Genomic DNA, 25,699 nt, shown 5'->3' with positions numbered 1-25,699 from the left:
CCCCGGGATCCTAGACCAAGCAACTCACTCGTGGCGCGACTGGCCCCAAAGTCGCCAAAACTGCAGCAGCTATCGGGTGAACCCATCACTCGCACCCCCTTCGCAAAAGATTGGGAAAGGCGAACCGGACAAGCCTCCCTGGGGAGCTCCCAAGCCTCGGCGAGGCCCCGTGAAAGTACCCTTGGCAGTTTCCCTTAGCATGGGCGGCCCTAGATCTTGGCCAAAATACGTGATCCTCAGGATGGCTACGTCAAGTATTTCTTGCATTCTAGGTTTATGAGCTCAGATAACAAATTCTCCGCTGAGATTGCCATCAGATTGTGAGGTTGTAATGAGCATTCGCGAGATTATCGACGAGGTCTTACGATCCTCGACCCTGACGCTGCAGCAGGAGTTTTCTATTAACAAAATCCTTCGGGAAAAAGACTACAACCTATCTGACCTGGAAGCTTTAGACGAGCTGGTAGAGGCAATTCTTCGCCAGGAGGTGAAAGCTGCTCCAGACTCTTGCAAAAGCCCCAGCGACACCCAAAGATGGCAAGGCGAGATCTCAGGTGAGATCCGTATTGCTTAGGTGGCCAGCTCTCGATTGGAGGATTTTTTCGAGCAATTGCTGCACCTGACTTTAGTCAGAGTAAGCTTCTAGCCTTTGTAGGATCTCTTGGATTAAATGCTCGTCGGGGCCGCTGAGCTCTGGGTGGAGGGTCGCCTGGTTGAGGTAGTGCCTCAGATCCTGACAGGCCTGCTGCCAACGCCCCAACTGGTAACAGAGCAAGCCCCGATCCCTCAGGTGGGGCAAGGACTCTGGGATCAATAACAAGATGCGCTCCACCGCTGCCAAGGCAAGCTCTAGCTGGGCGCGGCTCAAGTAAATCTGCTTAAGATTGTTGAGCAGCCGCACCAAGATTAGGCGAGGAGGGGTGGGGCGGAGGTGATGATCTTGTAAAGGGATCCTGGGCCCGTAGATCTGTGCCAAACGCTCTTGGCAGTCCTCGGGAAACAAAATTTCTCCCTGATGAAAGGGATCCACAAAAATCTCCGCGTCTACAAACAGGGGCCGCACCAGAAAGTGGCCGGGCATGCCTACCCCTGCCATGGGAAAATCGATCCGCCGCGCCAGCTCTAGATAGATCAGAGAAAGAGTGATCGGGATCCCGGTGCGCCGATCGATCACCTCGTTTAAAAAGCTGTTGCGCGGGTCATAATAGTCTTCGCTGTTGCCACAAAAGCCCAGATCTTCAAAGAGATAGCGATTTAAAATCCGGATGACGCGCAGGGGGTAGCGCTCGGGAGGAAGACGCTCTTGCACTTCTGCGGCCATCTCATCCAAAGCGGCCAAATACTCTTCTACATCCAAGTCGGGATAGGCTTCTTGGGCGATCCAGAGGGCCGCTCGGCCCAGATCGATGGGATCCGCTTGAATTTCTTGGAGGAAGCGTTGGCGGGCAGCAGGAATGCTCATGGGAGGCTGGAGTGTTTGTCAACCATCTCGGCTAGAACAGCAGCGTGCAGAAGCTGGTCAACAGCAGCGTCAATGCCGTCAGAAGCAGGCTAAAGCTCCACAGCCCCACGGCGGCAAACAGGAGGAGCCCGATGACCCAGATGAGCAGAGCATTCCAGTAGGGCCGGTTGGGGGCCTTGGAAACGTTGATTTTTTGGAAGAAGGGCAGCAGGATAAACGCCACATCCAGCAGCAGCCGCGGCAGCCGCAAATCCTGGGGCAACGGCCGATCCCGCACTGCCAAGTAGAGCAGCCCCCAGCTCAACAGGAGCGGGAGCAGCAACAGGTAATTGGATTCGGCCAGCAGCGGTCGATCCACGACTAGCGGAAACAGAGGGCTGATCCCCCAGCCCAGATAGAGGTAAAAGTCGAACTTCAACAGCGGCTGCAACAGAGGGGGCAGGCCGAGGCGCTGAATGTGTTGTTGAATCCTACTCCCCTGAGCTCCGGATCTCTGGCCCCCAGATCCGCCTGTTTGAGGGGTTTGCCCTGCCGGGGTTGCCCGCCAACCGCAGTGGTCGCAGTAGGGGGACTTGTAGCGATAGGCCGGGATCGGCTTGCCACAGGCCGGGCAGCGCTGGATCGGACGAGGTTGAGAACTGGAGGCCATGACCACCCGTGATGCTCCTGCTCTAGCATGCCCCAATTGCGTTCAGTTGATTCCCAGGACAAAAGATAACGTGATACAGGCTGCCCCCAAGGCTGCTCCGGCGATCACCTGGACGGGCGTATGGCCCAGCAACTCCCTCAAGTAGGGCTCCTGGAAGCGATCTGCACCCTTCTCCTCAAACCATTCTTCCATGAGGCGGTTCAGCACCCGCGCCTGCTTGCCGGCAGCCTGACGGATCCCGGCGGCATCGTACATCACCACCAGCGCAAAGACCATCGTTGCCGCAAACAGCAGGCTGTCCCAGCCTTCCTCCAGCCCCACCCCCACCGACAAAGCCGTTACCAGCGCTGCGTGAGAGCTGGGCATCCCCCCTGTCTCCACCAAAACCCGCAGGTTGAGCTTGCCCGAACGCACATAGGCCAGGATCAGCTTGATGGCCTGGGCCAAGACACTGGCCAGCAGAGCAACCCAGAGAACGTGGTTGGCCATCAACTGCTGCAGCATAGGGCTCTCCGGCACCAGAACGCGACCAGGGTCTCCGACAGGGTGGACAGGGATCCCATCTACCTTCTTGTCCTCTTGTCTCAATGCTGGCGGCGGGTGATGAAATCGGCCAGAGCCAACAGGGGCTCGGCCTGGGATCCGTAGGGGCGCAACGCCTCCTTGGCCGATTGGATCAGTTCCTCAGCTTTCTGCCGGGAAGCCTCTAGGCCCAACAAGCTGGGGTAGGTGGCTTTGGCGGCAGCTTGATCCTTGCCTGCCGTTTTGCCCAGTTGCTCGCTGGTGGCAGTAACATCCAAAATGTCGTCCACGATCTGAAAAGCCAGGCCGATGTCCCGAGCGTAGTGGCTCAGCCGCGCCAGCAGCTCCTCATCGGCCCCTGCCAGGATCCCTCCCGAAACCACCGAGGCCTCCAGCAGAGCACCCGTCTTGTGGCTGTGGATGTACTCCAAAGTTTCTAGGGAAATGGCTTTGCCTTCGGACTCCAGATCCACCACCTGGCCCCCTACCAAGCCGGTTGCCGCCACAGCATGGCCAATGCGGGCAATGACTTGCAGCACCAACTGCGGCGGCACCCCCCGCGTTTGGCTGGCGATATGCTCAAAGGCATAGGCCAGCAGGGCATCTCCTGCCAAAATGGCGATATCCTCGCCGAATACCTTGTGATTGGTGGGCTTGCCGCGGCGAAAATCGTCGTTGTCCATCGCCGGCAGATCGTCGTGGATCAGCGACATGGTGTGGATCATCTCCAGGGCGCAGGCGGTGGGCATGGCCTGCTCCACAGAGCCGCCGGCCAACTCACAGGCCGCCAGACAGAGGATCGGCCTCAGGCGTTTCCCCCCCGCCAGCAGGCTGTAGCGCATCGCCTCGTAAATGCGCTCCGGATAGGCGGGAACCAATGCCGCAGAAAGCGCCTCTTCCACCTGTTGCTGGCGTTGGCTCAAGTAGGTGTCCAGGTTGAAGGTTTGGGCAACCAAGGGAGGGCTCCTCTCAACTCAGCAACGGCGGGAAGGGGTTCTACAACAGGCCTGCAAGCTGACATTATCTCATGTCCACTCTAGGTCGGGATCCGCCTTCCTCAGCCGGTGAAAGCAAGTTGCAACCCCTAAGGAAAGGGTCAAGAGGAAGGGCCGCGAGCTTGCGCTAGCCGTCCCCCCAATGTCAGGATGCATTGAGGATCTTGAACCGGCTTGGTCTTCCCATGTCCCACTCACCTGCTCAGCTCAGCGCTTCTCCTTCCTCCGTCGGCGATGGCGACCGTCTGCTGCGGGCGGCCCGCGGGGAAGTGGTAGATCGTCCCCCCGTTTGGATGATGCGCCAGGCGGGTCGCTACATGGCGGCCTACCGCGAGCTGCAGAGCAAATACACCTTCAAGCAGCGCTGCGAGATCCCGGAGCTGGCGATTGAGATCTCGCTGCAGCCGTTTCGCGCCTTTGCCCCCGACGGCGTCATTATGTTCAGCGACATCCTCACCCCCCTCGAGGGCATGGGGATCCCCTTTGAGTTGGTGGAGCAGCAGGGGCCGCTCATCGACCCGCCGATCCGCTCCCAGGCCCAAGTTGAGCAAATCCGACTGCTAGAGCCGGAAGAAAGCCTGCCCTTTATCAAGACCATCCTCAGCACTCTGCGCCGCGAGGTGGAAGGGAAGGCGACGCTGCTGGGCTTTGTCGGCTCCCCTTGGACCTTGGCCTGCTACGCCGTGGAGGGCCGCAGCTCCAAAGATTATGCCCATATCAAGAGCCTGGCCTTCACTCAGCCGCAGGTGTTGCATCAGTTGCTGAGTAAGCTGGCGGATAGCATTGCCCGCTACGTGATCTACCAGATCGAGTGCGGCGCCCAGGTGGTGCAGCTCTTCGACACCTGGGCCGGCCAGCTCAGCCCCGGCGACTACGAAACCTGGGCCTTGCCCTACCAAAAGCAAATTGTGGATCAGGTGAAAGCTCGGTGCCCGCAGGTGCCGCTCATTCTCTACATCAACGGCAGCGCTGCTTTGTTGGAGCGGGTGGGCAAAGCTGGCATCGATGTGTTCAGCCTCGATTGGATGAGCGATATGGCCGAGGCCAGGGCCCGCCTGGGATCCCTGGCGGTGCAGGGCAATCTCGACCCAATGGTGTTGCTGGGATCCCCGGAATTCATCCGGCAGCGCACCCTGGAGGTGATTCAAAAGGCGGGATCTCGCGGCCACATCATGAACCTGGGCCACGGCGTGCACCACACCACTCCGGAGGCCAATGTCCATCACTTTTTCGAGACGGTGCGCCAGGCGGCAGAGCTGCTCAAAGCTCTCTAGCCGTATGGAAAAACCCCTTGACTTTAGGGGTAGGGTTTGCCTTACGAGCCAGGGATCCCCGGTGTACATCAGCGTCATCATCCCCACCTACAACCGCCGTCCCATCTTGCAGAAATGTCTGCAGGCCTTGGCGCAGCAGCAGCCTGGCCCCTACGACGGCTACGAGGTGGTGGTGGTGGACGACGGCTCCACCGATGGCACGCTGGAATGGCTGCAGAGCCAGCCGCCAGATTTGCCGCCGATCAGGCTTTTGTGCCAAGAACACCGCGGCCCTGCTGCCGCCCGCAACCTGGGGTTTCGCCACGCCCAGGGATCCATCATTGTCTTTATCGACAGCGACCTGGTGGTGGTGGAGCACTTTTTGGCCGCTCATGCCCAGATGCTGCGGCGACACGGGGTTACCGGCAATCCCGACTCGCCCCACGAGGCCAAGGTCTTCACCTACGGGCGGGTAATCAACACCTGCAATTTTCGGGATCCCTGCTCCGAGCCCTTCAAGCCCACCGATTTTTCGGCAGCCTTCTTTGCCACCGGCAACGTGGCCATTGCCCGCCATTGGCTGGAGCGGGCTTGTGAAACCCCTGCCGGCCCCTTTGACGAGCGGTTTCACCTCTACGGCTGGGAAGACCTGGAGCTGGGGGTGCGGCTAAAGCGCCTGGGCCTGCGCCTGGTCAAGTGCCCCCAAGCCACCGGCTACCATTGGCATCCGCCCTTCGAGCTGGCGCAAATCCCAGCCCTCATCGAGCGGGAGCGGCAGCGGGGCCGCATGGGCATCCTCTTTTACCAAAAGCACCCCACCTGGGCCGTGCGCCTGATGATCCAACTGACGCCTCTGCATCAATGCCTGTGGGGCCTTCTGTCGCTGGGGGGGTGGCTGAACGAGAAGCGCTTAGAGCCGCTGCTGCGCTGGTTGATCCGGCAGGGCCGCTCGCAGTTGGCCTTGGAGCTGTGTCGGGTTTTCTTCCTCAACTGGTACAACGTCCAGGCGGTTTACGAGAGCTACAGAGCGATGAAAGCCCGAAACACGGGGATCCACCTGTTCTGAGCGCTCACCAGCGTCGGATAGGTCAGCCGACCATAGTCCTTGCCGGGGAGCAAGGGCGTTCCGGGATCCGGGTCGGCAGGGCCAAGGGGTTCCCAAACGGCGCCGGCCCCCTTGACAATGGCCCACACCGCCGCCACATCCCAGATCTTGGGCGAGCGTTCTACCGCCCCCAAAAGGCTGCCGCCGGCCACCGCCAGCAGGTTGTAGGCAGCGCCGCCCAGCATGCGGGCTTTGCAGGGAAATTGCGGGCTAATCCAGTGGCTGCTGCGGGAGCAAAAATTAAACAGTTGGTTGGGTCCGGGTGGGGCGGTGCTGGGGCGAATGGGCTGAGGACGGACGGGATCCCGGTCGTGGCGGATGAGAAAAGCTCCTGCCGGCGCGTCGTCGGGAAACTGAGGCCAGTAGCCGTAGAAAGTCTGGCGGATGGGGGGCAGATGCACACAGCCAAACACAGGCACACCCCAGTGCAACAGCGCCAGCGAGCTGCCCCAGATGGGGATCCCGTGGGCAAAATTGGTGGTGCCATCCAGGGGATCCACCACCCAGCACCACTCTTTCTCCAGGAAAATGTGGTTGGACTCCTCGCTCAGGCAGCCGTGATCCGGGTAGGCCGCGGCAATTGCCTCCTGAAAGGCGCGATCCGCCCATTGGTCAGAAGCGGTCACCAAGCTGCCGTCCGCTTTTTCCGTAGAGGAGGCCTGGCCAAAGTCTGCCAAGAGCTGCGCTCCGACCTTTGCCGTGGCCTGCAGGGCAAACTCGGTAACCTCCAGCCAGAAGGGCGGGAGAGAAGCGGTTTCAGGAGAAGCACCCATGCCCCAATCCTAGCGGGATCCCTGACTTCTGGGGCGAAAAAGGGCGGATCCCTCACCCACAGGTCTTGCGCCCTCAAGCTGACTAGAATCATTTTAGGTAGACCCTCCCCTCGGCTGGCCCTCCTCCTCCATGAACCAGCGCCTAATTGGACAACTGATCGGCAACCGCTACCGACTGACCCACCACATCAGCGAGGGTGGCTACGGCAATGTGTTCGAGGCGGTGGATACCCAGTTGAATGACGAGCCGGTGGCCGTTAAGTTGTTGCGCCCGCCGCCGCCAGACATGGAGCCGGAGTATTACCAGCAACTGCAGCAGCGCTTCCTGGACGAGGCCAGGGTCAGCGCCCTGTTGGGCGAGCACCCCAACATTGTGCAGGTGCGCTCCTACGGTCTGTACCAAAACCAGCCCTACCTGGTGATGGAGTACCTGAAGGCCAAGCCTTACACGGGCCAGGGCTTGGACTATGTGTTGGCACGGGAAGGTCCCCTGCACCCAGAGCGGGTGGTGAACTTGGCTTTGCAAATTTGCTCGGCCCTGCACCACGCCCACAACTTTCACATGGATCTGGGCAAACACTCGATTCGAGGGGTCATCCACCGCGATATCAAGCCCAGCAACATCTTTGTGCAAAAAGGGCCCGATGGCAAAGAACGGGTCAAGCTCCTGGACTTTGGCATTTCCAAACTCATGGGGGAAACCTCTCGTGGCCTGACGCAAACCGGGTATTTTTTGGGCACGATGGTCTATGCCTCGCCGGAGCAGATGCGGGGAGAGAAGCTGGATGGCCGCTCCGACATCTATTCCCTGGGGGTGGTTTTGTACGAGCTGTTAACCGGTGCGTTGCCCTTCGAGCCAGAGACCGACACCCTGCAGGGCTGGTACCACGTCCACAACTTTCAAAAGCCCCGCCCTTTTCAAGACCATCCGCTGCCCCACCCCATCCCTGAGGCCCTAGAAAAGGTGGTGCTGCGTTGCTTGGAGAAAGACCCTGCCCTTCGCCCGGCCACCATGGAGGAGCTGGCCCAGCAGCTCCGAGCCGTCTATGGGGACAAGATCCCGCCTCCCCCTCAAAAGGCTCCTCTGCAGCGGATCCCTGCCGGCTTTGGCCAGCAAGCCACCCAGCAGAGCCGAGCCGCCCCTGTTTCGGAAGCTGAGGAAGAAGAGCTGCAGCGGGCGGTGCGTTTGATCGAGGCAGGCGAATACAAAATGGCTGTCCACCTGCTTAACAAGCTGATCCAGAGTGCCCCCAACGAAGCCCGCTACTACCTATACCGCGGCCTGGCCCACCAGCGGCAGGGCCATTGGGGCCTTGCCCAGATGGACTATCAAGGAGTGCTGCGGCTGGAGCCGGGTAACCCCTCGGCAGAACAGGGGCTGCGCGAGGTCGAACAGCAGGTCGGCCAGGAACAGGTTAGCCCCCACCAGAAGCCCACCCTCCCCACCTCAGGCAAGCCCCGCCAGAGCAAAGGATTGGCCCTGGGCTGGCTCCTGGCCAATTGGGCGGCGGCTGGGATCGGCTATCTGGGGCTGGGGGCGGCAGCTCCCCTGCTGGCTGCTTTGGGTTCGCTCCAAGGAGCGGTGGCCGGGGCCGGCCTGGGTTTGGGGATGGGGCTACTCCAGTGGGCGGTATTGCGGCGGCAGGTCTCTTGGCGGTGGGTGGCGGCCACGCTGCTGGCCACGGCTTTGGGTTGGGTAGCAGCAGATACCCTGGAGGCGGGGATGGCAACCTTCGCTTTCGATCCCAGGGATCCCTGGCTGCAGAACGCCTTGCAGGCGATGGCCAGCCCGCTGCGTGGCTTGCTGGTGGGGCTTGGCGTCGGTGGATTGCAAGGGATCCTCCTGTCCCGGCATGGGAAAGTTGCCTGGGCCTGGGTCTTGGCGGCAGGGGTAGAAGGAGGAGGGGCAGCTCTGCTCATCCATTGGCTGTTGGCCGGCTCTGCCTTGAGCCGTTGGCTGCTGCTCCTTGCCGGGCTGCTGGCTCACACCCGTCCCCTCAGCGCCCTGGTGCTTGCTAACTTAAATTGGCGCCGCATCCCTGCCGTTCAAAATTGCCAATAGGCCAAACAACAGGCCGCCTAACCCCCATCCCACAACCACCTCAGCTCCCCTCAAAACTTGCCTGACGAGGGATCCCGTGCAGCCATTAAGAGCAAGAAGGCCCTCCAGCGAGAGCCTTCTCGAGGATCCTATTGCGCCGTTTTACCGTGGTTTTCGACCTGGAAAAGCCAGTGTAGGACATCGGGGATGACTATCGATAGTTTCCAAATCGAGTTTGGCTTACTGCTCTCACATCCACACCCGTCCTAATTGTCGAAGGGTATCGATCGCAAAAACGTAACGGCAGTCACCAACGCCTCAGAATCCTTAGCCCATCATACCGCATCTGCGGGCCGTGCTTGTCAAGTGCTCATCAGGGCTTTGCCAAGGACGGGATCGGCATTTGCTTGGCTTTGGAGGAGCCCTCTTGTCGTTGGGCTAGGATAGGAGGGCAGACCGACTTTTTGCCGGCCATGCTCGACTCTTTGTTGGATAACATTTACGGCGCTTGGTTTCTGCCGGAGCCCACCTTTCGCTCGCTGCGGCAACAGCCTGTTCTCTGGCAAGCTTTTGGGGTGGTGGCGCTGCTGAACATTCTCGAGGCTGTGCGTCGTTTCGGGGTAAACCTGCCGAGCATGGTGCTGGCGCTGCTGGCAGGCTTCCTGGGATGGGTAAGCCTGGCGGCCCTGCTGCAGGCCCTGGCCTTTTGTTTTGGGCGGGCTGCCCCTTCTTTTGCGTCGCTCCTCTGCCTGACGGGCTTTGCTGGCCTGCCCTGGCTGCTGCTGGGACCTGCCCAATCCTTGGGCGGAGTGGCCGGATCCCTGTTGGGGTTCGTGGCGCTGTTGTGGTTTGTGGTTTGGCAGGTGCGGGCGGCAGCGGTGGCGCTGGATCTGGAGTGGTGGCGCCTGGCGGGTCTGATCCCGTTGGCCTTCCTGGGCGGGCTCCTGTCCTTGAACTGGTTGACCAGCGCCGTTGTGGCTTTGGCTTCTCTGGGCTGAAAGGCAATTGCAAAATTGGGAAGAAGCAGCCCGCCGGGCTAGTTGGGCACTCGCTGCAGGTGCGGTTTTTCCTCCGGCAGGATCGCCCCTTCCACAGGGCAAACCTGAAGACAGATGCCACAGTCAATACAGGTGGCAAAGTCGATCCAGAAGTAGTCGGTGCCTTTGGCATTTTTGCCGTCCCCAGGGTGAATGCAGGCGACGGGGCAGGCCTCCACACAGTCGGCAACGCCTTCACAAATATCGGTGACGATGGTATGAGGCATGGATCCCTCTCCCTCAATCGAGTCAACCTCAACACCTTCCCATCCGCTTGGCCCAGAGTCTGTTGGCCCGTTGGCAGTGGGTGGCAGAGGGCTTTGTCATTTTAGGCGAAAACGGATCCCTCTGAGAGCGACCCCAAGCCCTCACCCCCCGTTCCTCTCCTAGGGAGAGAGGAAATGGGGCAAGGAACCGTTTTGCCGCCGTTGGGAGCAGTAGCTGTGCAACCGATGTCCCATCGCGCCCGGCAGCGGCTGTGGGGAATGCAGATCACTGGCGGCAGAACCTGCAGCTAGGTCTCTCTCAAATCCCGCTCTTGAGATTGCCACCAACGGCTGAGGGGCCAATAGAGAGCGGGGGCCCACAGGCTGCTTAAAATGGCCGACGTGAGGGCATTGCGCTGATGGTTCCACCAGATGCTCTCCAGAGAACGGGGGCCATCGCCGCCAATGGCGCCGGCGGCAGGCGAGGAGTTTGCCAACCCATCCAACCAAGTTGCCATTTCCGCCGGCTCGAGGCCAGCGGATCCCTGAGAGGCCGTCAGCCACATCCATTGCAGCGCCATCAGCGTCTCGGCAATCACCACCATGCCGAAGACGATCAAAGCCACGGAGATGAAGTCCTCTTGCATGTAGCGCTGCTTCTGCAACTTGGCCGTGAGGATCCCGACCACCGCCAACCCCAGGGCATGGGTAGGATAAGGGTTGGTCAGGGCATCCTGCAGAAAACCCAATGTGATCCCGGCAACAGCCCCCTGCCAAGCCTTGCGCCGCACGCTCCAGCACACCACCCAGATCAGGGGCCAATCGGGGGTTAGGCCCGCCAGCTCCAAGCCCGGCCCCCGCCACCAAGGGGCCACCACCGCCAACAGCCCTGACAAGGCGGTGACCAGCCAATTGAGGCGAGACTTAAGGTTGAGCATAGCGGTAAATCAAGGCCCACTCCAAGAGGCCCAGGGGCGCCGACAATTCGACTGTGGCTTGTGGGGCAGGGCTGGCATCCAGGTTGATGGCTCGAACCGTTCCCACCACAACCCCCGCCGGGTAGAAGCTGCTCAGGCCCGAAGTTACCACCACATCCCCCACTTCCACTTTGGGATCCTTATCGAAAAAATCCAAGATGGCGTTCTGGGTGCCGGTGCCCCGCAAGATGCCCATGTGCCGGCTGCGGCTGAGCATCACCCCGACACGGCTGGTGGGATCGCTAATAAGCAGCACGCGGCTGGTGTTGGGGGTTACCGCCTCAACCCGCCCGACCAATCCCCCCGGTGCCATAACCACATCTCCTACCCTGACCCCATGCTGGCTGCCGCGGCTGAGGGTGAGCTGTTGCCACCAGTGATCGGCGCTGCGGCCCACCACCGCCGCCGGGATCCCTGCTTGGGGCATTTGCTCGGTAAATTGCAGCAGGCGCTTCAGCTCGCGGTTTTGGTGCCGCAGCTCGGCCACCAGGGCCTGTAGCTCGCGGGTGGCGGCCTGGCTAAGTACGGCGTCAGGATCCACAGGTGGACGGATGGGTGCGGTGAGCCAACTGTACAGCTCCACCAGCAGGGATCCCTGGGTCTGGCGCAAAGCCCACGCCCCTCCTATCGCCGAAGCAGACAGGAGCAACCCCAAACCATAACGCATCCACCACTGGTGTAGCCGATTCAAGCAATACCTCTCTAACCCACTCGACTCACACCTCGAATCAGGGATTCAGAGGAAACTCCTCTAACCCTTGAAGCTGCCGCTCAACACTCGACCCAAGGTTTTGAAATCCTCCAAAACCCGCCCTGTACCGAGCACCACACAACTGAGGGGATCCGGGGCAATGTGAACCAGGATCCCGGTCTCATGGCTGATCAGGGCGTCTAGCCCCTTGAGCAACGCCCCCCCTCCCGCCAACATAATGCCGCGGTCGATGATGTCTGCCGCCAATTCCGGCGGCGTGCGCTCCAGGGTGCGCTTGATGGCCTCCACAATGACCGAGAGGGGCTCGGCCATGCTCTCACGGATCTCAGTGCTCTTCACCGTCACAGTGCGGGGCAAACCCGAAAGCAAATGCAGCCCCCGCACTTCCATGGTCATCTCCTCTTGAGTTGGGTAGGCAGAGCCGATTTGAATTTTAATCTCTTCGGCAGTGCGCTCCCCGATGGTGAGATTGTGAACTTTTTTCATGTACTGAATGATGGCCTCGCTCAGCTCGTCTCCTGCCACCCGCACCGACTCGCTGAGGACGATCCCTTGCAAGCTGAGGACGGCCACCTCGGTGGTGCCGCCGCCGATGTCGATGATCATGTTCCCGGTGGGCTCTTGCACCGGCAGCCCCGCGCCGATGGCTGCTGCCACCGGCTCATCCACCAAATACACCTCCCGCGAGCCGGCTTGCAGGGCCGCTTCCATCACTGCCCGTCGCTCTACGCCGGTCACCCCACTTGGGATCCCGATGACGATGCGCGGGGCGATCAAGTAACGACCTCCATGCACCCGCTGGATGAAGTGCTTCAGCATCATCTCCGCCGTGTCGAAGTCGGCGATCACCCCATCCCGCAGAGGACGCACAGCCACGATGTTGCCCGGGGTACGGCCCAACATTTTTTTGGCATCTTCCCCCACGGCCAGCGGTTGTTTGGTGTTTTGGTCGATGGCGACGACAGAGGGCTCCTGTAGGACAATGCCGCGGCCAGCCACATAGACTAGGGTGTTGGCCGTGCCCAGATCGATGCCCATGTCACGGGAAAATCGGCTGAATAGCCCCACGGTAGGTTGCTCCAGTTTTTATTCGTGAAGAAAGAGCAGCAAGTCTCGCTACCTACTATAGTCCAATCCTAGGAGAGGCGGGGATCCCTTTCCGAGTGGCGCAGTTAGGGCTGGCTATCAGCGGAAGTTCGGATTAGAATGAGTAGCTTCCTTTTTCCGGTTGCGATGCAGATTGCTGCAGCTTTGCTGAGCTTGGCCACCCCCAATTTGCCCCGTTTGTTGCACTTTTACCAGGCCCTCTTGGGGATCCCGCCCCAAGTCCAGCTCTCCAGGGAGGGAGAGCCAGTGTATGTGGAGTTTCGCCTGCCTGGCCTGCGACTGGGCCTCTACCGCAGTCTCCATCCAGAGTTTGCCGCCCAGGCGGGAGCAGCAAGTCTTTGCCTGCAGGTGCAGGATCTGGCGGCATGCCTGGGATCCCTGGCGGCGGTGTTGGCGGAGCACCAGATCTCCGTTTCGCCGCTGCGGCAGGCCTTTCACGGCCAGGAGGTGGACTTCCGGGATCCCGATGGCAATCGCATTGTGTTGCACCAACCTTCTGCGGCCTTCTGGCAGGCGATGACCTGGGAGGGGACTTGCAACTGAACCAAGACCCCTGAGGCTCAGGGGAGACTCTTTGGAACCTTTTCGAGCAAAAAAAGTTGTGGCAGGTGCTATGTCCCAGCCTGAATTCAAAGGGTCGTAGCCAGTTTGGGGGGACAGGCTTTTTCCCAATTGGGGCAAGAGGCCGGGGTGTTGGGAAAAGTCCCCCATCCCCTGTGGTTGAGAATAGTTAAAACTCGGAGGCTAGGTAGGGATGGCGGTGTCCCCGTTGAGGCTGAGCAGGTCATGAAAAAACCTCTGGGCGTCTGTCCGTGTTTCGACCCCAGAGGCTTCTTCTCTTCACTCCTCACCACCCCTGAGCGTACCCGCCTTCCAAAAGGTTGTCAAGCATTTTCCCAGGGGGGCTAGCGGGTGGGAAACCGCACCAGAGCAGCGCTGCCGTAGAGGATCATCTGGTGAGGCTGTAGGCACACCCGATCTAGTCGCAGCTTGCTCCCTTGCAGGGCTAGCCGATCCAAATCCAGGAGCGCATTCAGGTGATCCACCAAGGCTCGGCTCAGGGCCCGCCCCTCCTCCGTGTCGCCCTCAAACAGCGGATCGGCAAGGCAAATGCGGCGACGTTCTAGCACCTCGATGCGAGCGGAAAAGCCCACCTGCAAGGGCTTTTCTCCCCCTGGCTGAACCTCGGCCTGCAATCGCAACCGCTGCTCTGGGGTGAGGTGAACCTCGACCTGATGAAATGAGAGCGGCTTGCCCCCCTGATCCACCTGAGCCAGCTTGTTCAGCACAAAAGGCGTGTTAAAGGAGCGCGCCAGATCCGCTTCGCTCAGCACCACCCGCATCCTGGCCTGCACCGGCTGCCGCAGCTTAATCCGACCCTGCCAGATTTGGCTAAAGTCAATGGCTACAGCGTTGCAAAACAGCTCTAAAAGCGAAAGCCGCAGGCCGTTGTACATCTGCAGGTTCTGGCCCACCAGCTCAAAGCTGTCGATGCGTCCTTGCAACAGCTTGGCAATGGGCTCTGCCCGCACGCGCGCCTCCAGCCGCTCTGCCTGCTTGAAGAGAGCGCGAATGGCTGCGCTCACTCCCCGGCTGACCCAGTCAGTAAGCATGGGATGAGGCAAAGAGAGTTCTGGCAGGAGTCCTGTGACCATAGGGCAAGCTAAGAGCGCCTACAGGGATCATAACCAACCATTAAGAAAAGTTACAGCTCCTACCGAGGGAGAGCTGCTCTCTCAAGGGTATGGGCGTCCCTCTTGCATGGCCGAGCGGGCCACGGCTGCGATCCCCTGGTCGGTGGCGCGGGGCAGATGAAAGTACCGTCCGCCCGCCAGTTCCGCCAGCTCGGCGCTGAAACCGGTGGTTACAAAGCGGCTCTGCGAGTCGATGAGAAGCAGCTTCAATCCCAGGGCGCGGATGCGCAGGGCGATCTCCCGCAGCTCCTGCTTCAGGTCGATGGGATCGCTTTCGCTGCGTCCCAGGGAGCGGCTGAGGGGGATGTTGGCCCGGCCATCGGTGAGGGCTACCAGGAGCACCTCTCCCACGTCGCCGCTGGCGCGGGCGTTCACCCCCAGGCGCACCGCTTGGGTGAGGGCATGGGCCAGTGGGGATCCCCCGCCGCAGGGCAGGGATTCCAGGCGGCGGCGGGCCAGCTCGATGGAGCGGGTGGGGGGCAGCAGCACCTCGGCAGCCTCGCCGCGAAAGGCAATCAGGGCAACTTTGTCGCGGTTTTGGTAGGCCTCAGTGAGCAGGCGCAGGGCGGCGCCTTTGGCCGCCTGCATGCGGTTGAGGGCCATGGAGCCGGAGGCGTCTACCACGAAGATCACCAAGGCCCCTGCCTTGCGGGCCAGCTTCTTGGCGCGGATGTCGCCGGGCTCAACAATGACGGCCCGCCCCGGCTGCCGCTGGCGGCGGCTTTTCTGGTAGGGGGCAGCCGCCCGCAGAGTGGCGTCGACGGCGATGCGGGGATTGGCGCCCTGGGGCAGGATGGGCTTGACGTAGCGGCCCCGGTCGGCGCTGAACACCAGGCTGCGGGATCCCGTTTTCCCTTGTTGGTTGAGGGATTGGGCAAAGGCCAAGAGGCGTGGGTCGAGGGCCACTTGTTCGGGATCGAAGAAAAACTCCTGGGGCAGGCTGGGATTTTCCGGCTGGGGCTCCGTCTCTTCTCTGTCTTCCCCCTCCTTGTCGGGCTCTGGCGGCTGGGGATCCGACTGTTGCGATTGGGGTGGCGGCGGGGGTTGGTCGGGATCGTAGCGGGCGCGGGGCAGCAGCACCAGTTGCACTGCCTGTTGCAGATCCTCGGCCACCAGGCGATCCCGTCCCTCCAGGGCGGCCAGGGCACAGGCGGCCCGCAGGGCAAACTGCTCCCCTCGATGGCCTTGGACGTTGCCGCGGATGGCCTCTTGCACCAGGTAGAGGATCTGTTCCCGCTTGGGCTTGACCTGGGGCAGCCACTCCCGCGCCAGGAGAATGCGGGTGCGGATTTCCTCCAGTTCCGCTTGGTGTTCCGCCAGAAAGGACTCGGGAGCGTCGACAAATTGCGTTGCCCGCTGGACAATTTCCCTGCGCTCTTCCAGGCTCAGCTCCTGCCCCACCGGCACCACCAGCGCCAGGCGATCCAGCAGGTGGGGGCGCAGGGATCCCTCTTCGGGGTTGTAGGTGGCCACCAAGAGAGGCCGGCAGGGGTGTTGCAGGCTCAGCCCTTCCCGCTCCAGGCGGTTGACCCCATCTCCCACCACCGTCAGCAGCAGGTTGACGATGGCGTCGTCCAAGAGGTGGATGTCATCCACGTAGAGCACGCCGCGGTGGGCGGCAGCCAAGAGCCCCGGCTGAAAAACCGTTTCCCCCTGCCTCACCGAGGCCTCCACATCCACGGATCCCAAGAGCCGATCCTCGGTCACCCCCAAAGGCACTTGGACAAAGGGAGGGGCTATCACCTGGGTGGGGGGTGTCGTTCCCTGGGGGTAGCGGGCCTTGGCCCAGTCCGACCAGGTCTCGGGCCGCGCCGGGTCGTCGTTGCAATAGGAGCCGGCAATCACCTCGATGGGGGGCAGCAGGGCGTGGATCCCTCGGGCCAAGACCGACTTGGCCGTGCCGCGCGGCCCCACCAGCACCACTCCTCCCAAGCTGGGATCCACCGCCGCCAACAGGAGAGCCAGCTTGGCGGTTTGCTGGCCGACCACGGCGGTAAGAGGGAAAGTGCGGGGAGGGGCTAGAGCTGCCGATCCTGAGGTTGAGGAGTAGAACGTGGCCATCGGCACGATAGGGGCTCGAGGTAGGGAGACATGCACTCAAGTCTATCGCTTGTAGGAGTTTCCCGGAGCCTTGCCAACTGGCTACCGCTAGCCTCTTCCTCGAACGAGGTTGCCAGAGCCACCCCTCAACAAGTAGCAATCATCACATGCTTGGCAATTTGATACTCTCGCACGGCCTCTGCCGAGAGATCTTTGCCAAATCCCGATTGCTTGAAGCCGCCGTGGGGAGCCTCGGAGGCGATGGGGAGATGATCGTTGATCCAGACGGTTCCGAACTCCAGATCGGCGGCCAGTTTCATGGCTCGTCCGAGGTCTTGAGTCCACACAGAAGCCGCCAGCCCGTATAGGACGTCATTGCCCAGGCGTAGCGCTTCCGCTTCTTCGCGGAACGAGCCGAGCGTGAGGACCGGCCCAAAAACCTCACTCTGCACGATCTCCGCTTTTTGATCGACATGGGTAATCACTGTGGGTTCGTAGTAGTAGCCCCGGTCAAACTGAGGAGGGATCCGCCCGCCGGTCAGCACCTTGGCTCCCTCGGCTTTGGCCCGCTCCACAAATCCCCTCACCCGCTCCCGCTGGGCTGCCGAGACCAAGGGCCCCATCTCCACCCCCGCCTCAAAAGGGGATCCCAGCCTTACTTTGCGCATCGCCTCGACGATGGCCTCTTGCATCTGCGCCAGCTTGCTCTCGTGCACATAGAGGCGGGTGGCTGCCGTGCAGTCCTGGCCGCTGTTGAAGGTGGCGGCAAAAGCAGCCTTGGCGGCCACAGTCTCCACGTCGGCATCTTCGAAAACCAAAAACGGGGCTTTGCCTCCCAGCTCCAGATGCACCCGCTTGAGAGTGTCTGCCGCCGTCCGCATCACCTGCTTGCCAGTGGCAGTAGAGCCGGTGAGGCTGACCATGCGTACCTGCGGGTGCTCCACCAGGGCTTGGCCGGTAGCATCGCCTCCGGTAACGATGTTGACCACCCCCGGCGGGATCCCGGCCTCAGCAGTCAGCTCCGCCAGCATCAGGGTAGTCAGAGGGGTGGTGGGAGCGGGCTTGAGCACTACTGTGCAGCCGGCAGCCAGGGCGGGGCCGATCTTCCAGACGGCCATCAGCAGCGGGTAGTTCCAAGGGGTAATTTGCGCGCACACCCCCACTGGCTCCTTGCGAAATAGCGAGGTGTAACCTCTGGCGTATTCTCCGGCGCTCAAACCATGGATGTCGCGGGCGGCAGCGGCAAAGAAACGCAGGTTATCCACCGCAAAGGCCAGATCCCCTCCCAAGCTGACCAGCTCGTAGGGCTTGCCGGTGTTTTCCGACTCCAGACGGGCCAGCTCGGCAGCGCGGGCTTCGATGAGATCCGCCAACTTCCAGAGGGCCAGGGATCGCTCGCCGGGGGTGAGCTTCGACCAACGGCCATCGTAGAAAGCCGTGTGGGCCGCCTGCACCGCCCGATCCACATCGGCAGGGCTGGCGTCCACCACCTCCGCCAATTGCTCGCCCGTAGCCGGGTTCTCGATGTCCATCAGGTTTCCCCCTTGGCTGTCAACCCATTGGCCGTCGATCCAGAGTTTGTGGGCCATGGCCTCTTCTCAACTGCTCGCTAGCAACACTTCTCCCCATTGTGCCGAATCTTGTCCAGCTTGGAGGGCGTTGTCGAGGAGAGGGCCAAGCCGCCAGGGATCCCCTCTCTCTGGGGTTTCCGTCTGGTAAGGTCAGAAGGGAGCTTTCTGCACCAGCGAGGTTGGCCTATGTCTCCTGTGCTGTGGCAAGCCATTGGGTACGCCGGCGGGATCTCGCTGGGGATCGTGGGACTGGTTGCCCTTGTCAACTTTCTCTGGCAGCGCCTAGAGCAGCAGGCGGAGAAAGCTACGGCCCAGCCAGCCGAGTCGCCCTCGGCTTCAGAACTTGGCAACACCTCGGAGGGATCCCCCTCAGCATGAGCGACAGGGTTCGCGTTCACGTTTGGGTGCGCGGGCGGGTTCAGGGAGTGGGGTTTCGGGCCTACACCGAAGCCATGGCCCGCAACGCCGGCGTCCACGGCTGGGTGCGCAATCTGCGGGATGGCCGGGTGGAGGCGGTTTTTGAAGGATCCCCGGCGGCGGTGGAGGCGATGTTGCGCTGGTGCCAGCAGGGCAGCCCCGGCTCGCGGGTGGAGGCCGTCGAACACCGCTTCGAGCCACCCGAAGGCCTCTCCACCTTCGAGATCCGCCCCACCGTTTGAGGCAGCAGCTCAGCAGCTAGCGATATCCCACTAGAATGGGAAAACCTACTCTTTCTCGTTTGGCCATGACGGTTGCTGCCCCTGCCAAAGTGGAATACGAAGCTGTGATTGGGCTGGAGGTGCACTGCCAGCTCAGCACCCGCTCCAAGATCTTCTCCAGCAGCGCGACGGCCTTTGGCGCTCCCCCCAACACCCAAATTGACCCTGTCTGCATGGGCCTGCCCGGCACCCTGCCCGTGCTGAACGAGAAGGTGCTGGAATACGCGGTCAAGGCTGGCCTGGCCCTCAATTGCACCATCGCCCCCTACAGCAAGTTCGACCGCAAGCAGTACTTCTACCCCGACCTGCCCAAAAACTACCAAATCTCCCAGTACGACCTGCCCATTGCCACCCACGGCTGGGTCGAGATCCAGCTCAGCGACGGCCGCAGCAAGCGCATCGGCATCACCCGTTTGCACATAGAAGAAGACGCGGGCAAATTGGTGCATGCCGGCAGCGATCGGCTGTCGGGATCCAGCTATTCCCTGGTAGATTTCAACCGGGCAGGAGTTCCCCTCATCGAGATCGTCAGCGAGCCGGATATCCGCACTGGGGAAGAAGCAGCCGAGTATGTACAGGAGCTGCGCCGCATCCTCCGCTACGCCGGGCTGTGCGATGGCAACCTACAGGAGGGATCCCTGCGCTGCGACGTCAACATCTCGGTGCGCCCGCTGGGCTCCCCGACCTTTGGCACGAAGGTGGAAATCAAGAACATGAACTCCTTCAACGCCATCCAGCGGGCCATCGAGTACGAGTTCAACCGCCAAGTTAAGGCCGTGGAAGCAGGCGAGCCCATCGTACAGGAGACCCGCCTCTGGGAAGAAAACAGCCAGCGCACCATCAGCATGCGCAAGAAAGAGGGATCCAGCGACTACCGCTATTTTCCGGAGCCGGATCTGCCGCCCATTCGTGTGACGGAAGCGCAAAAAGCCCGCTGGCAGGCGGAGCTGCCGGAATTGCCCAGTGTGAAGCGGCGGCGCTACCAACAGGTGTACGGCCTCTCGGTGTATGACTCCCGCTACCTCAGCGACGAACGCAACACCGCCGAGTACTTTGAGGCCGTGGTTGCTGCCGGCGCCGACCCGAAGGCAGCCGCCAACTGGATGATGAGCGACATCGCCAGCTACCTCAACACCCACAAGCTGGACTACCCGGACATCGCCTTGAAGCCGGAAACCCTGGCTGAGCTAATCGGCCTCATCGAGCAAGGCACTATTTCCAGCAAAATTGCCAAGGAGATCCTGCCGGAGCTGCTGGAAAAAGGCGGCTCGGCCCGCGCCCTGGTGGAGGCCAAGGGCCTGACCCAGATCTCCGATAGCAGCCTCTTGGAGCCAATGATCGCCGAGGTGCTGGCCGAGAACCCCGAGCAACTGCAGCAGTACCGGGAGGGCAAAACCAAGCTCTTCGGCTACTTTGTCGGGCAACTGATGAAAAAAACCCAAGGACGGGCGGATCCCAAGCTGGCCAACGAGCTGCTCAAGCGGCATCTAGACGGCTAATTCCAGGCTTCGGTGAGGGAATAGCCCAATTCCTGGATCATGCGCCGCAGCAACGGCAAACTCAGCCCAATGACGTTGCCAGGGCACCCCTCGATCCGCTCCACAAACAAGCTGCCGCGGCCGTCAATGGCAAAGCAGCCAGCACAATTGAGCGGCTCGCCGGTGGCCACGTAGGCGCGGATCTCCTCGTCGCTGGGCTTGGCAAAAAACACCCGTGTTACCGCATAGTGGACGAGGCGGCGGTTCTGCCTCGTGTCAATCAAGGCATGGCCCGTGTAGAGCTCTCCCACTTCGCCCCGCATTTGCCGCAGGCGCCGTTCCGCCTCTAGAGCATTGGCCGGCTTGCCCAGGATCTCCCCCCCTAGGTAGAGCACGGAGTCAGCCCCGATCACCAAGACGGGCTCCCGTTGCTGAGCCGCCACCGCTTCGGCTTTGGCCGCAGCCAGCTTCTGCACCAGCTCCACCGGATCCGGGCTCTGGATTTGGCTTTCGTCAAAGTAGCTGGGTTGAACGCGAAAAGGGATCCGGGCAGCTTCTAACAATTGGCGGCGGGCAGGAGATTGCGAAGCCAGGACAATGGGAGGCAACATCGATTCAATGCTCAACTCAAGCCTAGACGTTTGCAGGACTGAAGTTTGCTCTACTACTAGTTTCCATTAACCTAGTCAAGGTACGCCCGATAGGCGCTCAAGGGAAACCCTCTCGATCTCTTCCCAACGGGATCCCGTCTGTGACCACCCTACCCTCCCAGGCCACCCAAACTGAGCTTGCCCCTGCTGGCCTCCTCCAGCGCTACTGGGGGGATCAGGACACACCCGAAAGCCGCTGGGTCAATTGGCTGGTGGCGGTGCTGGTTTTCTGTTCGTCTGCCTTTTTTGTAGTGGAGACCTACCCCATTCCCCCCCAACTCCGCCTTGGGCTGGAGCGGCTGGATCGCCTCATCCTCGGCCTATTCGTGGTGGAATATCTACTGCGCTGGGCAGCGGCCCTGCAGAAGCTGCGCTACGTCTTCAGCCTCTATTCGCTCATTGACTTGCTGGCGATTTTGCCTTTTTTTGCCGGGCTGACGGATATTCGCTTTATCCGCCTCTTGCGCTGGTTTCGTATCTTGCGGCTGCTGCGCCTGGTGGAGGGCAAGACCCTCTTTGGTCAGGTCATCTCCGCCGACACCCGCATCTTGTTGCGCATCCTTTTTACTCTCTTTGCGATTGTCTTCGTCTACTCTGGCCTCATCTACCAGGTGGAACATCCGGCCAATCCCGGCGCTTTTGCCACCTTTTTGGATGCTTTCTACTTTTCGGTTGTTACCATGACCACGGTAGGGTTTGGGGATCTCACCCCCACCTCTGAGCTGGGCCGGCTGTTGACGGTGCTGATGATCCTGACGGGCGTGGCCCTGATCCCTTGGCAAGTAGGGGAGCTGATCAAGCAACTGGTGAAAAGCGGCACCTCGCTGCAGTGGGCCTGCCCGGGATGCGGCCTCTCCCAGCACGATGAGGATGCCCAGTTTTGTAAGCGCTGCGGCACGCCGCTCTATCCGGATAGCCAAGCCTCTCCAGCCAGCAGTCCGCTGGCCAATCTGCCGGTTGGGGGCAAAGACAGGATAGGCTAGGACGGGATCGAGAGAACCTGCAATGTTGGCACATCCTGAATTGGCCATCCCTGGCAAGCTCAATGTAAAGGCGGGAGTGGTGATGCTGCTGGCAGCCATCGTCCTGGGCCTCATCCTCAGTCAGGTTCAGCCGCTGCTGCCCGCTCCGCAAGATTTGCCAGGGATCCCTAGGGAACCCCTTTCCTGGCAAGAGGTGCCCAAACAAAAGTACGCCTGGCACATCTGCTACGCCTTTTTGGGCAATATGGGGCTGATCAACATCGGCGGCGGCCTGGCGCTGGTGGCGTTGGGATCCCGCTTCACAGCCGGGCACCTGTTCTCCCAGATTCTTCTTTTGGGGGGAATGCTGCACCCTGCCTCTTGGGCTTTGGTGGCTCTGACAGGTCTGGAAGGGTGGGGCTGGCTGGGCAATGTCGGGGCGGTGGCGGTGGCGCTGGTGGTGATGGTGTTGTTTGTTCACCTGATCTTGGCTACCTACCGCTCGGGGCAAGCCCTCCAAAAACTGACTCGATCCCGCATCCACCGCTAACTCGGCAGACAGTTGGGGTGAGAAACCGTTTAGCTTAAGATTGTTTTTAGCATTGTTGATGCTGACATTCGACATTAGGTGGGCTGAGCATGGCGATCAAAGAAGAAGTTTTTTTTGAGGGCGGCCCTCACACGGGCGATCTAGTGTTGAACTCCTTCCTCGGCCTCACCCTCGTTGGCTTGCCTCTGTTTGTGGGCGCCCTGGTGCGCAAGCTTTGGGTTCACTACCGGATAACCAACCGTCGCATCACTGTGATCGGCGGCTGGGGCGGCAAGGAGCGCTCTGATGTCATTTACAAAGAGATTGCCAAGGTGGTGACGGTGCCACGGGGCCTAGGCACCTGGGGCGATATGGTGCTCACCCTCAAAGACGGCAGCCGCCTAGAGATGCGGGCAGTGCCCCGCTTCCGCGAGATCTACGCCTACATCAGCGAACGGCTGGACGAGAAAGCCAGGCAAGTAAGCGGGCCCATCGGCAAAAGGTCCCCCTCGACCCAAGCCTAGCCATGCCTGCTTGGGATCCCTCCTGGGCGCAGCGCCTGGCGCTGGTGCACGAGTATTTGATCTGGCCAGGGGGATCGGAAAAGGTTTTGCAGGAGCTCCTTGCCTTTGCCCCACAGGCACCTCTCTACGTCAGCCTCTTCTCGTCCCACACCTTGCCGCCGAGCTGGCAGGATCGGCCAATCTACACCTCGTTTTTGCAAAGCTGGGCCAAGGGGCTAGGGGTGTTGCGCCGCAACTACCATGGGCGCCTTAAGTACCTGCTGCCCTGGATGCCCTTGGCCTATGAGAGCTTCGATTTCTCCGCCTATGACTGCGTCATCTCCAGCAGCCATGCTTTCGCCAAAGGGATCCTGACAGGGCCTTCCACCCTGCACCTAAGCTACATCCACAGCCCGCCCCGTTACCTCTGGGAAAACCAGGAGCTCTATCTTGAGCGAGAGGGGTTGACAGGGATCCGCCCGCTTGCCGCCCTCAGCCGCTGGCTGTTGCACCGCCTGCGCCAGTGGGACTTTGTGGCAGCCCAGCGGCCAGACCTATTGATTGCCAACTCGCAGCACATCCGCCGGCGCCTGGCCAAGCTCTACCGCCGCGAGGCTGTGGTTATCTATCCGCCGGTGCCGCTGCAGGGGTTTGAGCCGGTAACCCATCCCCAAGCCGACTACGACCTGGTGGTGGGCCGGCTGGTGCCCTACAAGCGGGTGGATTTGGCGATCGCTGCCTGTAAGCAGCTGGGCCGCCGCCTGGTAGTGGTGGGGGAAGGGCCGGAGCTGCCGCGACTGAAGCAACTGGCAGGGCCGCAAGTGGAGTTTTTGCCCCACCAGCCCCAAGACCGCCTGCAGGAGCTGCTGGCCAATTGCCGGCTGCTGCTGTTTCCCTGGGAAGAGGATTTTGGCCTGGTGGCGGTGGAGGCGCAAGCCTGTGGTCGTCCTGTGGTCGCCCTGAACCGGGGAGGCACCCGCGAGACCGTCATCCACGGCCAGACGGGGATCCTCATCCCCGAAGCCAGGGTGGAAGCCCTCGTCGAAGGGCTGCGCCAGGCGGAGCGCCAGGAATGGGATCCGCAGCGGATTCGGACCCATGCCTTGCAATTTGCGCCGGAGCGGTTCCACGCCCAGTTGGGATCCCTGCTGCGCTGGGCCTGGCCCCGTTTCCAGGCGGGAGAGCGCTTGGATCCGCAAGAATGGCAGCCTCAGTAGGGCCGCCGCTGTACAAAAGCCGGCAACTCGATGCGGCTGCGGCTGCCCCCTTCTCCCCCAGCCCGTGCAGCCGCCAAGGCGGAGCGTCTCAGCAGCTTCTCCGCCCGATCCTGCCGCTCCTCAAGGGCAAGGGGTGGGATCCCACCAGCGGGCGTTCTCCCAGTTGTGGGTCGGCTGGTGGGTGGGGCGGCAGCCACCGCTGGGGAGGGAGCAGGCCCTTCAGCTGCCGCCTGAACCCGTTCCTGAGCCGGGCGGCCAGACCTGAGCTCGACACCTGCTTGGGGAGGAGCCGCAGACGACTGCCGCAGAGCGGCTAGCTGCTCCTCCAGCTCCTGATTGCGTTGCAACAACAGGGCCACCTCTTTTTCCTGAGTTTGGGCATAGGCGTGGGCCTGCACACACTCGGTTTTCAAAGTCGCCACCTGCTGCTGCAGCTTCTCGATCTGTTTCTGGCTAACCAGATGATGGGCCTCCGCCAGCTCCTGTGCCCGCCGGGCTTCTTCCAGGCTTTCCCGAGTTGGTCGCTGGGCCAGCTCCCGAAGCTGCTGCTGCACTTCCTGCCACTGGACAAGGGTGGGCCGCTGAGCCAGCTCTTGGAGAAGCTGATCCCGTTCGGCCCGCAAGGCGTCGAGCTCCCGGGTGAGAGCCTGCACTTGCTCTTCTAGAGCAAGGAGCCGCTGCGTCTGCAGAGACTCCGCCTCGCCGCTGGGATCCACTTGGGCTTTTCGCTCTTGGCGCAGAGCCTGCAGCTCCGCCTCCAGTTTGGCAATTTGCTGGGCCTGTTCTGCCTGGCGCTGCTGGCTCTGCTGCAGCTCCGCCAGCAAGGTGGTTCGCTCGGCCTTGGCAAAAGAGGCTTGTTGGCGCAACTGGTTCAGCTCCGCTTGCAAGCTTGCCCATTGCTCCTGCGAAGGGCGTTCTTCCAATTCGCGAAGACGTTGCTGCGCTGCATTCAGGTCGGCTTGCAGGCGTGCCTTTTCGCTTTCCAGCTCGGCTTTGAGACGCTGCCCCTCAGCCTCGGCCTGGCGGTGGGCCGCCTCCAGCTCCGCCCGTAGGGCTTCCATTTCCTGCGCAGAGGGCCGAGCGGCCAGCTCCTGGATTTGCGCCTGCAACTGCGCCTTCTCTTCCTCCAGCGCTTGAATGCGGAGCTGCGATTGGGCTTGTAAAAGCTGTACCTGCGGCAACTTGACGGCGTATTCCCCCAACTGGTTGGCCTGCTGTTTCAGCTCCCAGAGCTCCTGCTGCAGTTGATAGAACCGGGCCGGATCGACGCGCCGCTGCAGTTCTGCCTTCAGGGTTTCGATTTCTGCTTGGCTGGTCTGCAACTGTTGCTGCAGGATCTGGTAGTGCTCCAGCGTGGGTCGGCGCTCCATTTCCCAGAGAAGATTTTGTAACTCTTCAATGTGCTGCTGTTGGAGCTGAAAAGCTTCCAGGGTAGGACGTTGTTCCAGCCGCGCCTTCTCCTCTTGACAAGCCTGCAAAGCTTGCTCCCGCTCCTGCAGTTGGGCCTGCGCTTCCAGC

The 25,699-nt window shown here is 61.5% G+C and carries 27 protein-coding genes; 13 read left to right on the top strand and 14 right to left on the bottom strand.

Translation table 11 applies throughout. The annotated features are described in order from the left end of the window. The first annotated feature begins 331 nt into the window (after nucleotides 1–331). Nucleotides 332–574: a hypothetical protein gene (locus tag NW809_RS01830; RefSeq protein WP_041438072.1), complete on the top strand. Its 243-nt coding sequence runs from the start codon at nucleotides 332–334 to the stop codon at nucleotides 572–574. A 51-nt stretch (nucleotides 575–625) separates the two neighbouring features. On the opposite strand, the gene NW809_RS01825 is transcribed toward NW809_RS01830, so the two are convergent. The 4 genes from NW809_RS01825 to crtE all read right to left on the bottom strand — a co-directional run bounded on the left by NW809_RS01825 (nucleotide 626) and on the right by crtE (nucleotide 3,589). Further along, the gene (locus NW809_RS01825; protein WP_414401411.1) at nucleotides 626–1,462 is read right to left on the bottom strand and encodes a SirB1 family protein; all 837 of its coding nucleotides are present in this window, start codon (nucleotides 1,460–1,462) and stop codon (nucleotides 626–628) included. Nucleotides 1,463–1,493: 31 nt separating this feature from the next. Beyond that, complete coding sequence (locus NW809_RS01820; protein WP_011429287.1) at nucleotides 1,494–2,111, bottom strand: hypothetical protein; 618 nt, start codon at nucleotides 2,109–2,111, stop codon at nucleotides 1,494–1,496. Nucleotides 2,112–2,153: 42 nt separating this feature from the next. Beyond that, nucleotides 2,154–2,615 (bottom strand): divergent PAP2 family protein, encoded by a 462-nt coding sequence (locus tag NW809_RS01815; RefSeq protein ID WP_041438070.1) that lies wholly within the window; start codon nucleotides 2,613–2,615, stop codon nucleotides 2,154–2,156. An 80-nt stretch (nucleotides 2,616–2,695) separates the two neighbouring features. Next, nucleotides 2,696–3,589: a geranylgeranyl diphosphate synthase CrtE gene (crtE, locus tag NW809_RS01810; RefSeq protein WP_011429285.1), complete on the bottom strand. Its 894-nt coding sequence runs from the start codon at nucleotides 3,587–3,589 to the stop codon at nucleotides 2,696–2,698. Nucleotides 3,590–3,813: 224 nt separating this feature from the next. Here crtE and hemE point away from each other — a divergent pair, with 224 nt between their 5' ends. Together hemE and NW809_RS01800 are read left to right on the top strand one after the other, a co-directional pair. Further along, the gene (gene hemE, locus NW809_RS01805) at nucleotides 3,814–4,902 is read left to right on the top strand and encodes a uroporphyrinogen decarboxylase (RefSeq protein ID WP_414401410.1); all 1,089 of its coding nucleotides are present in this window, start codon (nucleotides 3,814–3,816) and stop codon (nucleotides 4,900–4,902) included. A 61-nt stretch (nucleotides 4,903–4,963) separates the two neighbouring features. Beyond that, entirely contained in the window at nucleotides 4,964–5,947 is a 984-nt protein-coding gene (locus tag NW809_RS01800; protein ID WP_011429283.1) for a glycosyltransferase family 2 protein, read from the top strand. On the opposite strand, the gene NW809_RS01795 is transcribed toward NW809_RS01800, so the two are convergent. After that, nucleotides 5,902–6,759, bottom strand: coding sequence for an inositol monophosphatase family protein (locus NW809_RS01795; RefSeq protein WP_099812504.1), 858 nt, complete (start codon nucleotides 6,757–6,759; stop codon nucleotides 5,902–5,904). The two genes, NW809_RS01800 and NW809_RS01795, sit on opposite strands and share 46 nt — an antisense overlap. Nucleotides 6,760–6,889: 130 nt before the next feature. Between NW809_RS01795 and NW809_RS01790 the strand changes: the two genes are divergently transcribed. Together NW809_RS01790 and NW809_RS01785 are read left to right on the top strand one after the other, a co-directional pair. Continuing rightward, the gene (locus NW809_RS01790; RefSeq protein WP_414401409.1) at nucleotides 6,890–8,821 is read left to right on the top strand and encodes a protein kinase domain-containing protein; all 1,932 of its coding nucleotides are present in this window, start codon (nucleotides 6,890–6,892) and stop codon (nucleotides 8,819–8,821) included. 338 nt (nucleotides 8,822–9,159) lie between these two features. Continuing rightward, nucleotides 9,160–9,798: a YIP1 family protein gene (locus NW809_RS01785; protein ID WP_240527284.1), complete on the top strand. Its 639-nt coding sequence runs from the start codon at nucleotides 9,160–9,162 to the stop codon at nucleotides 9,796–9,798. 38 nt (nucleotides 9,799–9,836) lie between these two features. Here the strand turns inward: NW809_RS01785 and NW809_RS01780 are convergent, their stop codons facing one another. From NW809_RS01780 to NW809_RS01765, 4 genes are all read right to left on the bottom strand, one after another. After that, entirely contained in the window at nucleotides 9,837–10,064 is a 228-nt protein-coding gene (locus NW809_RS01780; RefSeq protein ID WP_011429279.1) for an indolepyruvate ferredoxin oxidoreductase subunit alpha, read from the bottom strand. 287 nt (nucleotides 10,065–10,351) lie between these two features. Further along, entirely contained in the window at nucleotides 10,352–10,981 is a 630-nt protein-coding gene (gene mreD, locus NW809_RS01775) for a rod shape-determining protein MreD (protein WP_099812506.1), read from the bottom strand. After that, nucleotides 10,968–11,711: a rod shape-determining protein MreC gene (gene mreC, locus NW809_RS01770; protein WP_011429277.1), complete on the bottom strand. Its 744-nt coding sequence runs from the start codon at nucleotides 11,709–11,711 to the stop codon at nucleotides 10,968–10,970. The genes mreD and mreC overlap by 14 nt, the downstream gene beginning before the upstream one ends. Nucleotides 11,712–11,771: 60 nt before the next feature. Beyond that, the gene (locus NW809_RS01765) at nucleotides 11,772–12,800 is read right to left on the bottom strand and encodes a rod shape-determining protein (protein WP_011429276.1); all 1,029 of its coding nucleotides are present in this window, start codon (nucleotides 12,798–12,800) and stop codon (nucleotides 11,772–11,774) included. A 165-nt stretch (nucleotides 12,801–12,965) separates the two neighbouring features. Here NW809_RS01765 and NW809_RS01760 point away from each other — a divergent pair, with 165 nt between their 5' ends. Then, nucleotides 12,966–13,382: a VOC family protein gene (locus NW809_RS01760; protein ID WP_071813547.1), complete on the top strand. Its 417-nt coding sequence runs from the start codon at nucleotides 12,966–12,968 to the stop codon at nucleotides 13,380–13,382. A 362-nt stretch (nucleotides 13,383–13,744) separates the two neighbouring features. Here NW809_RS01760 and NW809_RS01755 read toward each other — a convergent pair whose 3' ends face one another. From NW809_RS01755 to NW809_RS01745, 3 genes are all read right to left on the bottom strand, one after another. Beyond that, on the bottom strand, nucleotides 13,745–14,494 hold the full coding sequence (locus tag NW809_RS01755) for a DUF2993 domain-containing protein (RefSeq protein WP_414401408.1): 750 nt from the start codon (nucleotides 14,492–14,494) through the stop codon (nucleotides 13,745–13,747). An 81-nt stretch (nucleotides 14,495–14,575) separates the two neighbouring features. Beyond that, nucleotides 14,576–16,594 (bottom strand): magnesium chelatase ATPase subunit D, encoded by a 2,019-nt coding sequence (gene bchD, locus NW809_RS01750; RefSeq protein ID WP_011429273.1) that lies wholly within the window; start codon nucleotides 16,592–16,594, stop codon nucleotides 14,576–14,578. A 125-nt stretch (nucleotides 16,595–16,719) separates the two neighbouring features. Beyond that, nucleotides 16,720–18,162, bottom strand: coding sequence for a gamma-aminobutyraldehyde dehydrogenase (locus tag NW809_RS01745; RefSeq protein WP_414401407.1), 1,443 nt, complete (start codon nucleotides 18,160–18,162; stop codon nucleotides 16,720–16,722). A 168-nt stretch (nucleotides 18,163–18,330) separates the two neighbouring features. Between NW809_RS01745 and NW809_RS01740 the strand changes: the two genes are divergently transcribed. The 3 genes from NW809_RS01740 to gatB all read left to right on the top strand — a co-directional run bounded on the left by NW809_RS01740 (nucleotide 18,331) and on the right by gatB (nucleotide 20,341). Continuing rightward, a complete protein-coding gene (locus NW809_RS01740; RefSeq protein WP_041438067.1) occupies nucleotides 18,331–18,522 on the top strand; it encodes a hypothetical protein in 192 nt (63 codons plus the stop codon). Then, a complete protein-coding gene (locus NW809_RS01735) occupies nucleotides 18,519–18,803 on the top strand; it encodes an acylphosphatase (protein ID WP_099812511.1) in 285 nt (94 codons plus the stop codon). The genes NW809_RS01740 and NW809_RS01735 overlap by 4 nt, the downstream gene beginning before the upstream one ends. A gap of 65 nt (nucleotides 18,804–18,868) precedes the next feature. Beyond that, nucleotides 18,869–20,341, top strand: a complete 1,473-nt coding sequence (gatB, locus tag NW809_RS01730; RefSeq protein ID WP_011429268.1) for an Asp-tRNA(Asn)/Glu-tRNA(Gln) amidotransferase subunit GatB — start codon at nucleotides 18,869–18,871, stop codon at nucleotides 20,339–20,341. Here gatB and NW809_RS01725 read toward each other — a convergent pair. Then, nucleotides 20,338–20,931: a Maf family protein gene (locus NW809_RS01725; protein WP_099834680.1), complete on the bottom strand. Its 594-nt coding sequence runs from the start codon at nucleotides 20,929–20,931 to the stop codon at nucleotides 20,338–20,340. The genes gatB and NW809_RS01725 overlap by 4 nt on opposite strands. Nucleotides 20,932–21,071: 140 nt before the next feature. Between NW809_RS01725 and NW809_RS01720 the strand changes: the two genes are divergently transcribed. The 4 genes from NW809_RS01720 to NW809_RS01705 all read left to right on the top strand — a co-directional run bounded on the left by NW809_RS01720 (nucleotide 21,072) and on the right by NW809_RS01705 (nucleotide 24,181). Continuing rightward, the gene (locus NW809_RS01720) at nucleotides 21,072–21,953 is read left to right on the top strand and encodes an ion transporter (RefSeq protein ID WP_011429266.1); all 882 of its coding nucleotides are present in this window, start codon (nucleotides 21,072–21,074) and stop codon (nucleotides 21,951–21,953) included. 22 nt (nucleotides 21,954–21,975) lie between these two features. Continuing rightward, nucleotides 21,976–22,482: a hypothetical protein gene (locus NW809_RS01715; protein ID WP_240527286.1), complete on the top strand. Its 507-nt coding sequence runs from the start codon at nucleotides 21,976–21,978 to the stop codon at nucleotides 22,480–22,482. Between the two features lie 89 nt (nucleotides 22,483–22,571). Beyond that, nucleotides 22,572–22,985 (top strand): PH domain-containing protein, encoded by a 414-nt coding sequence (locus NW809_RS01710; RefSeq protein WP_011429264.1) that lies wholly within the window; start codon nucleotides 22,572–22,574, stop codon nucleotides 22,983–22,985. A 2-nt stretch (nucleotides 22,986–22,987) separates the two neighbouring features. Next, the gene (locus NW809_RS01705; protein WP_414401406.1) at nucleotides 22,988–24,181 is read left to right on the top strand and encodes a glycosyltransferase; all 1,194 of its coding nucleotides are present in this window, start codon (nucleotides 22,988–22,990) and stop codon (nucleotides 24,179–24,181) included. Here the strand turns inward: NW809_RS01705 and NW809_RS01700 are convergent. After that, on the bottom strand, nucleotides 24,175–25,699 hold a 1,525-nt coding region (locus tag NW809_RS01700; protein ID WP_414401405.1), incomplete at its 5' end, for a hypothetical protein. The two genes, NW809_RS01705 and NW809_RS01700, sit on opposite strands and share 7 nt — an antisense overlap.

Source organism: Synechococcus sp. WC101, assembly GCF_047461555.1.
Classification (GTDB): Bacteria; Cyanobacteriota; Cyanobacteriia; order Thermostichales; family Thermostichaceae; genus Thermostichus.
Note: the sequence above shows the minus strand (reverse complement) of the source record. Positions and strands in the feature narration are given on the sequence as shown.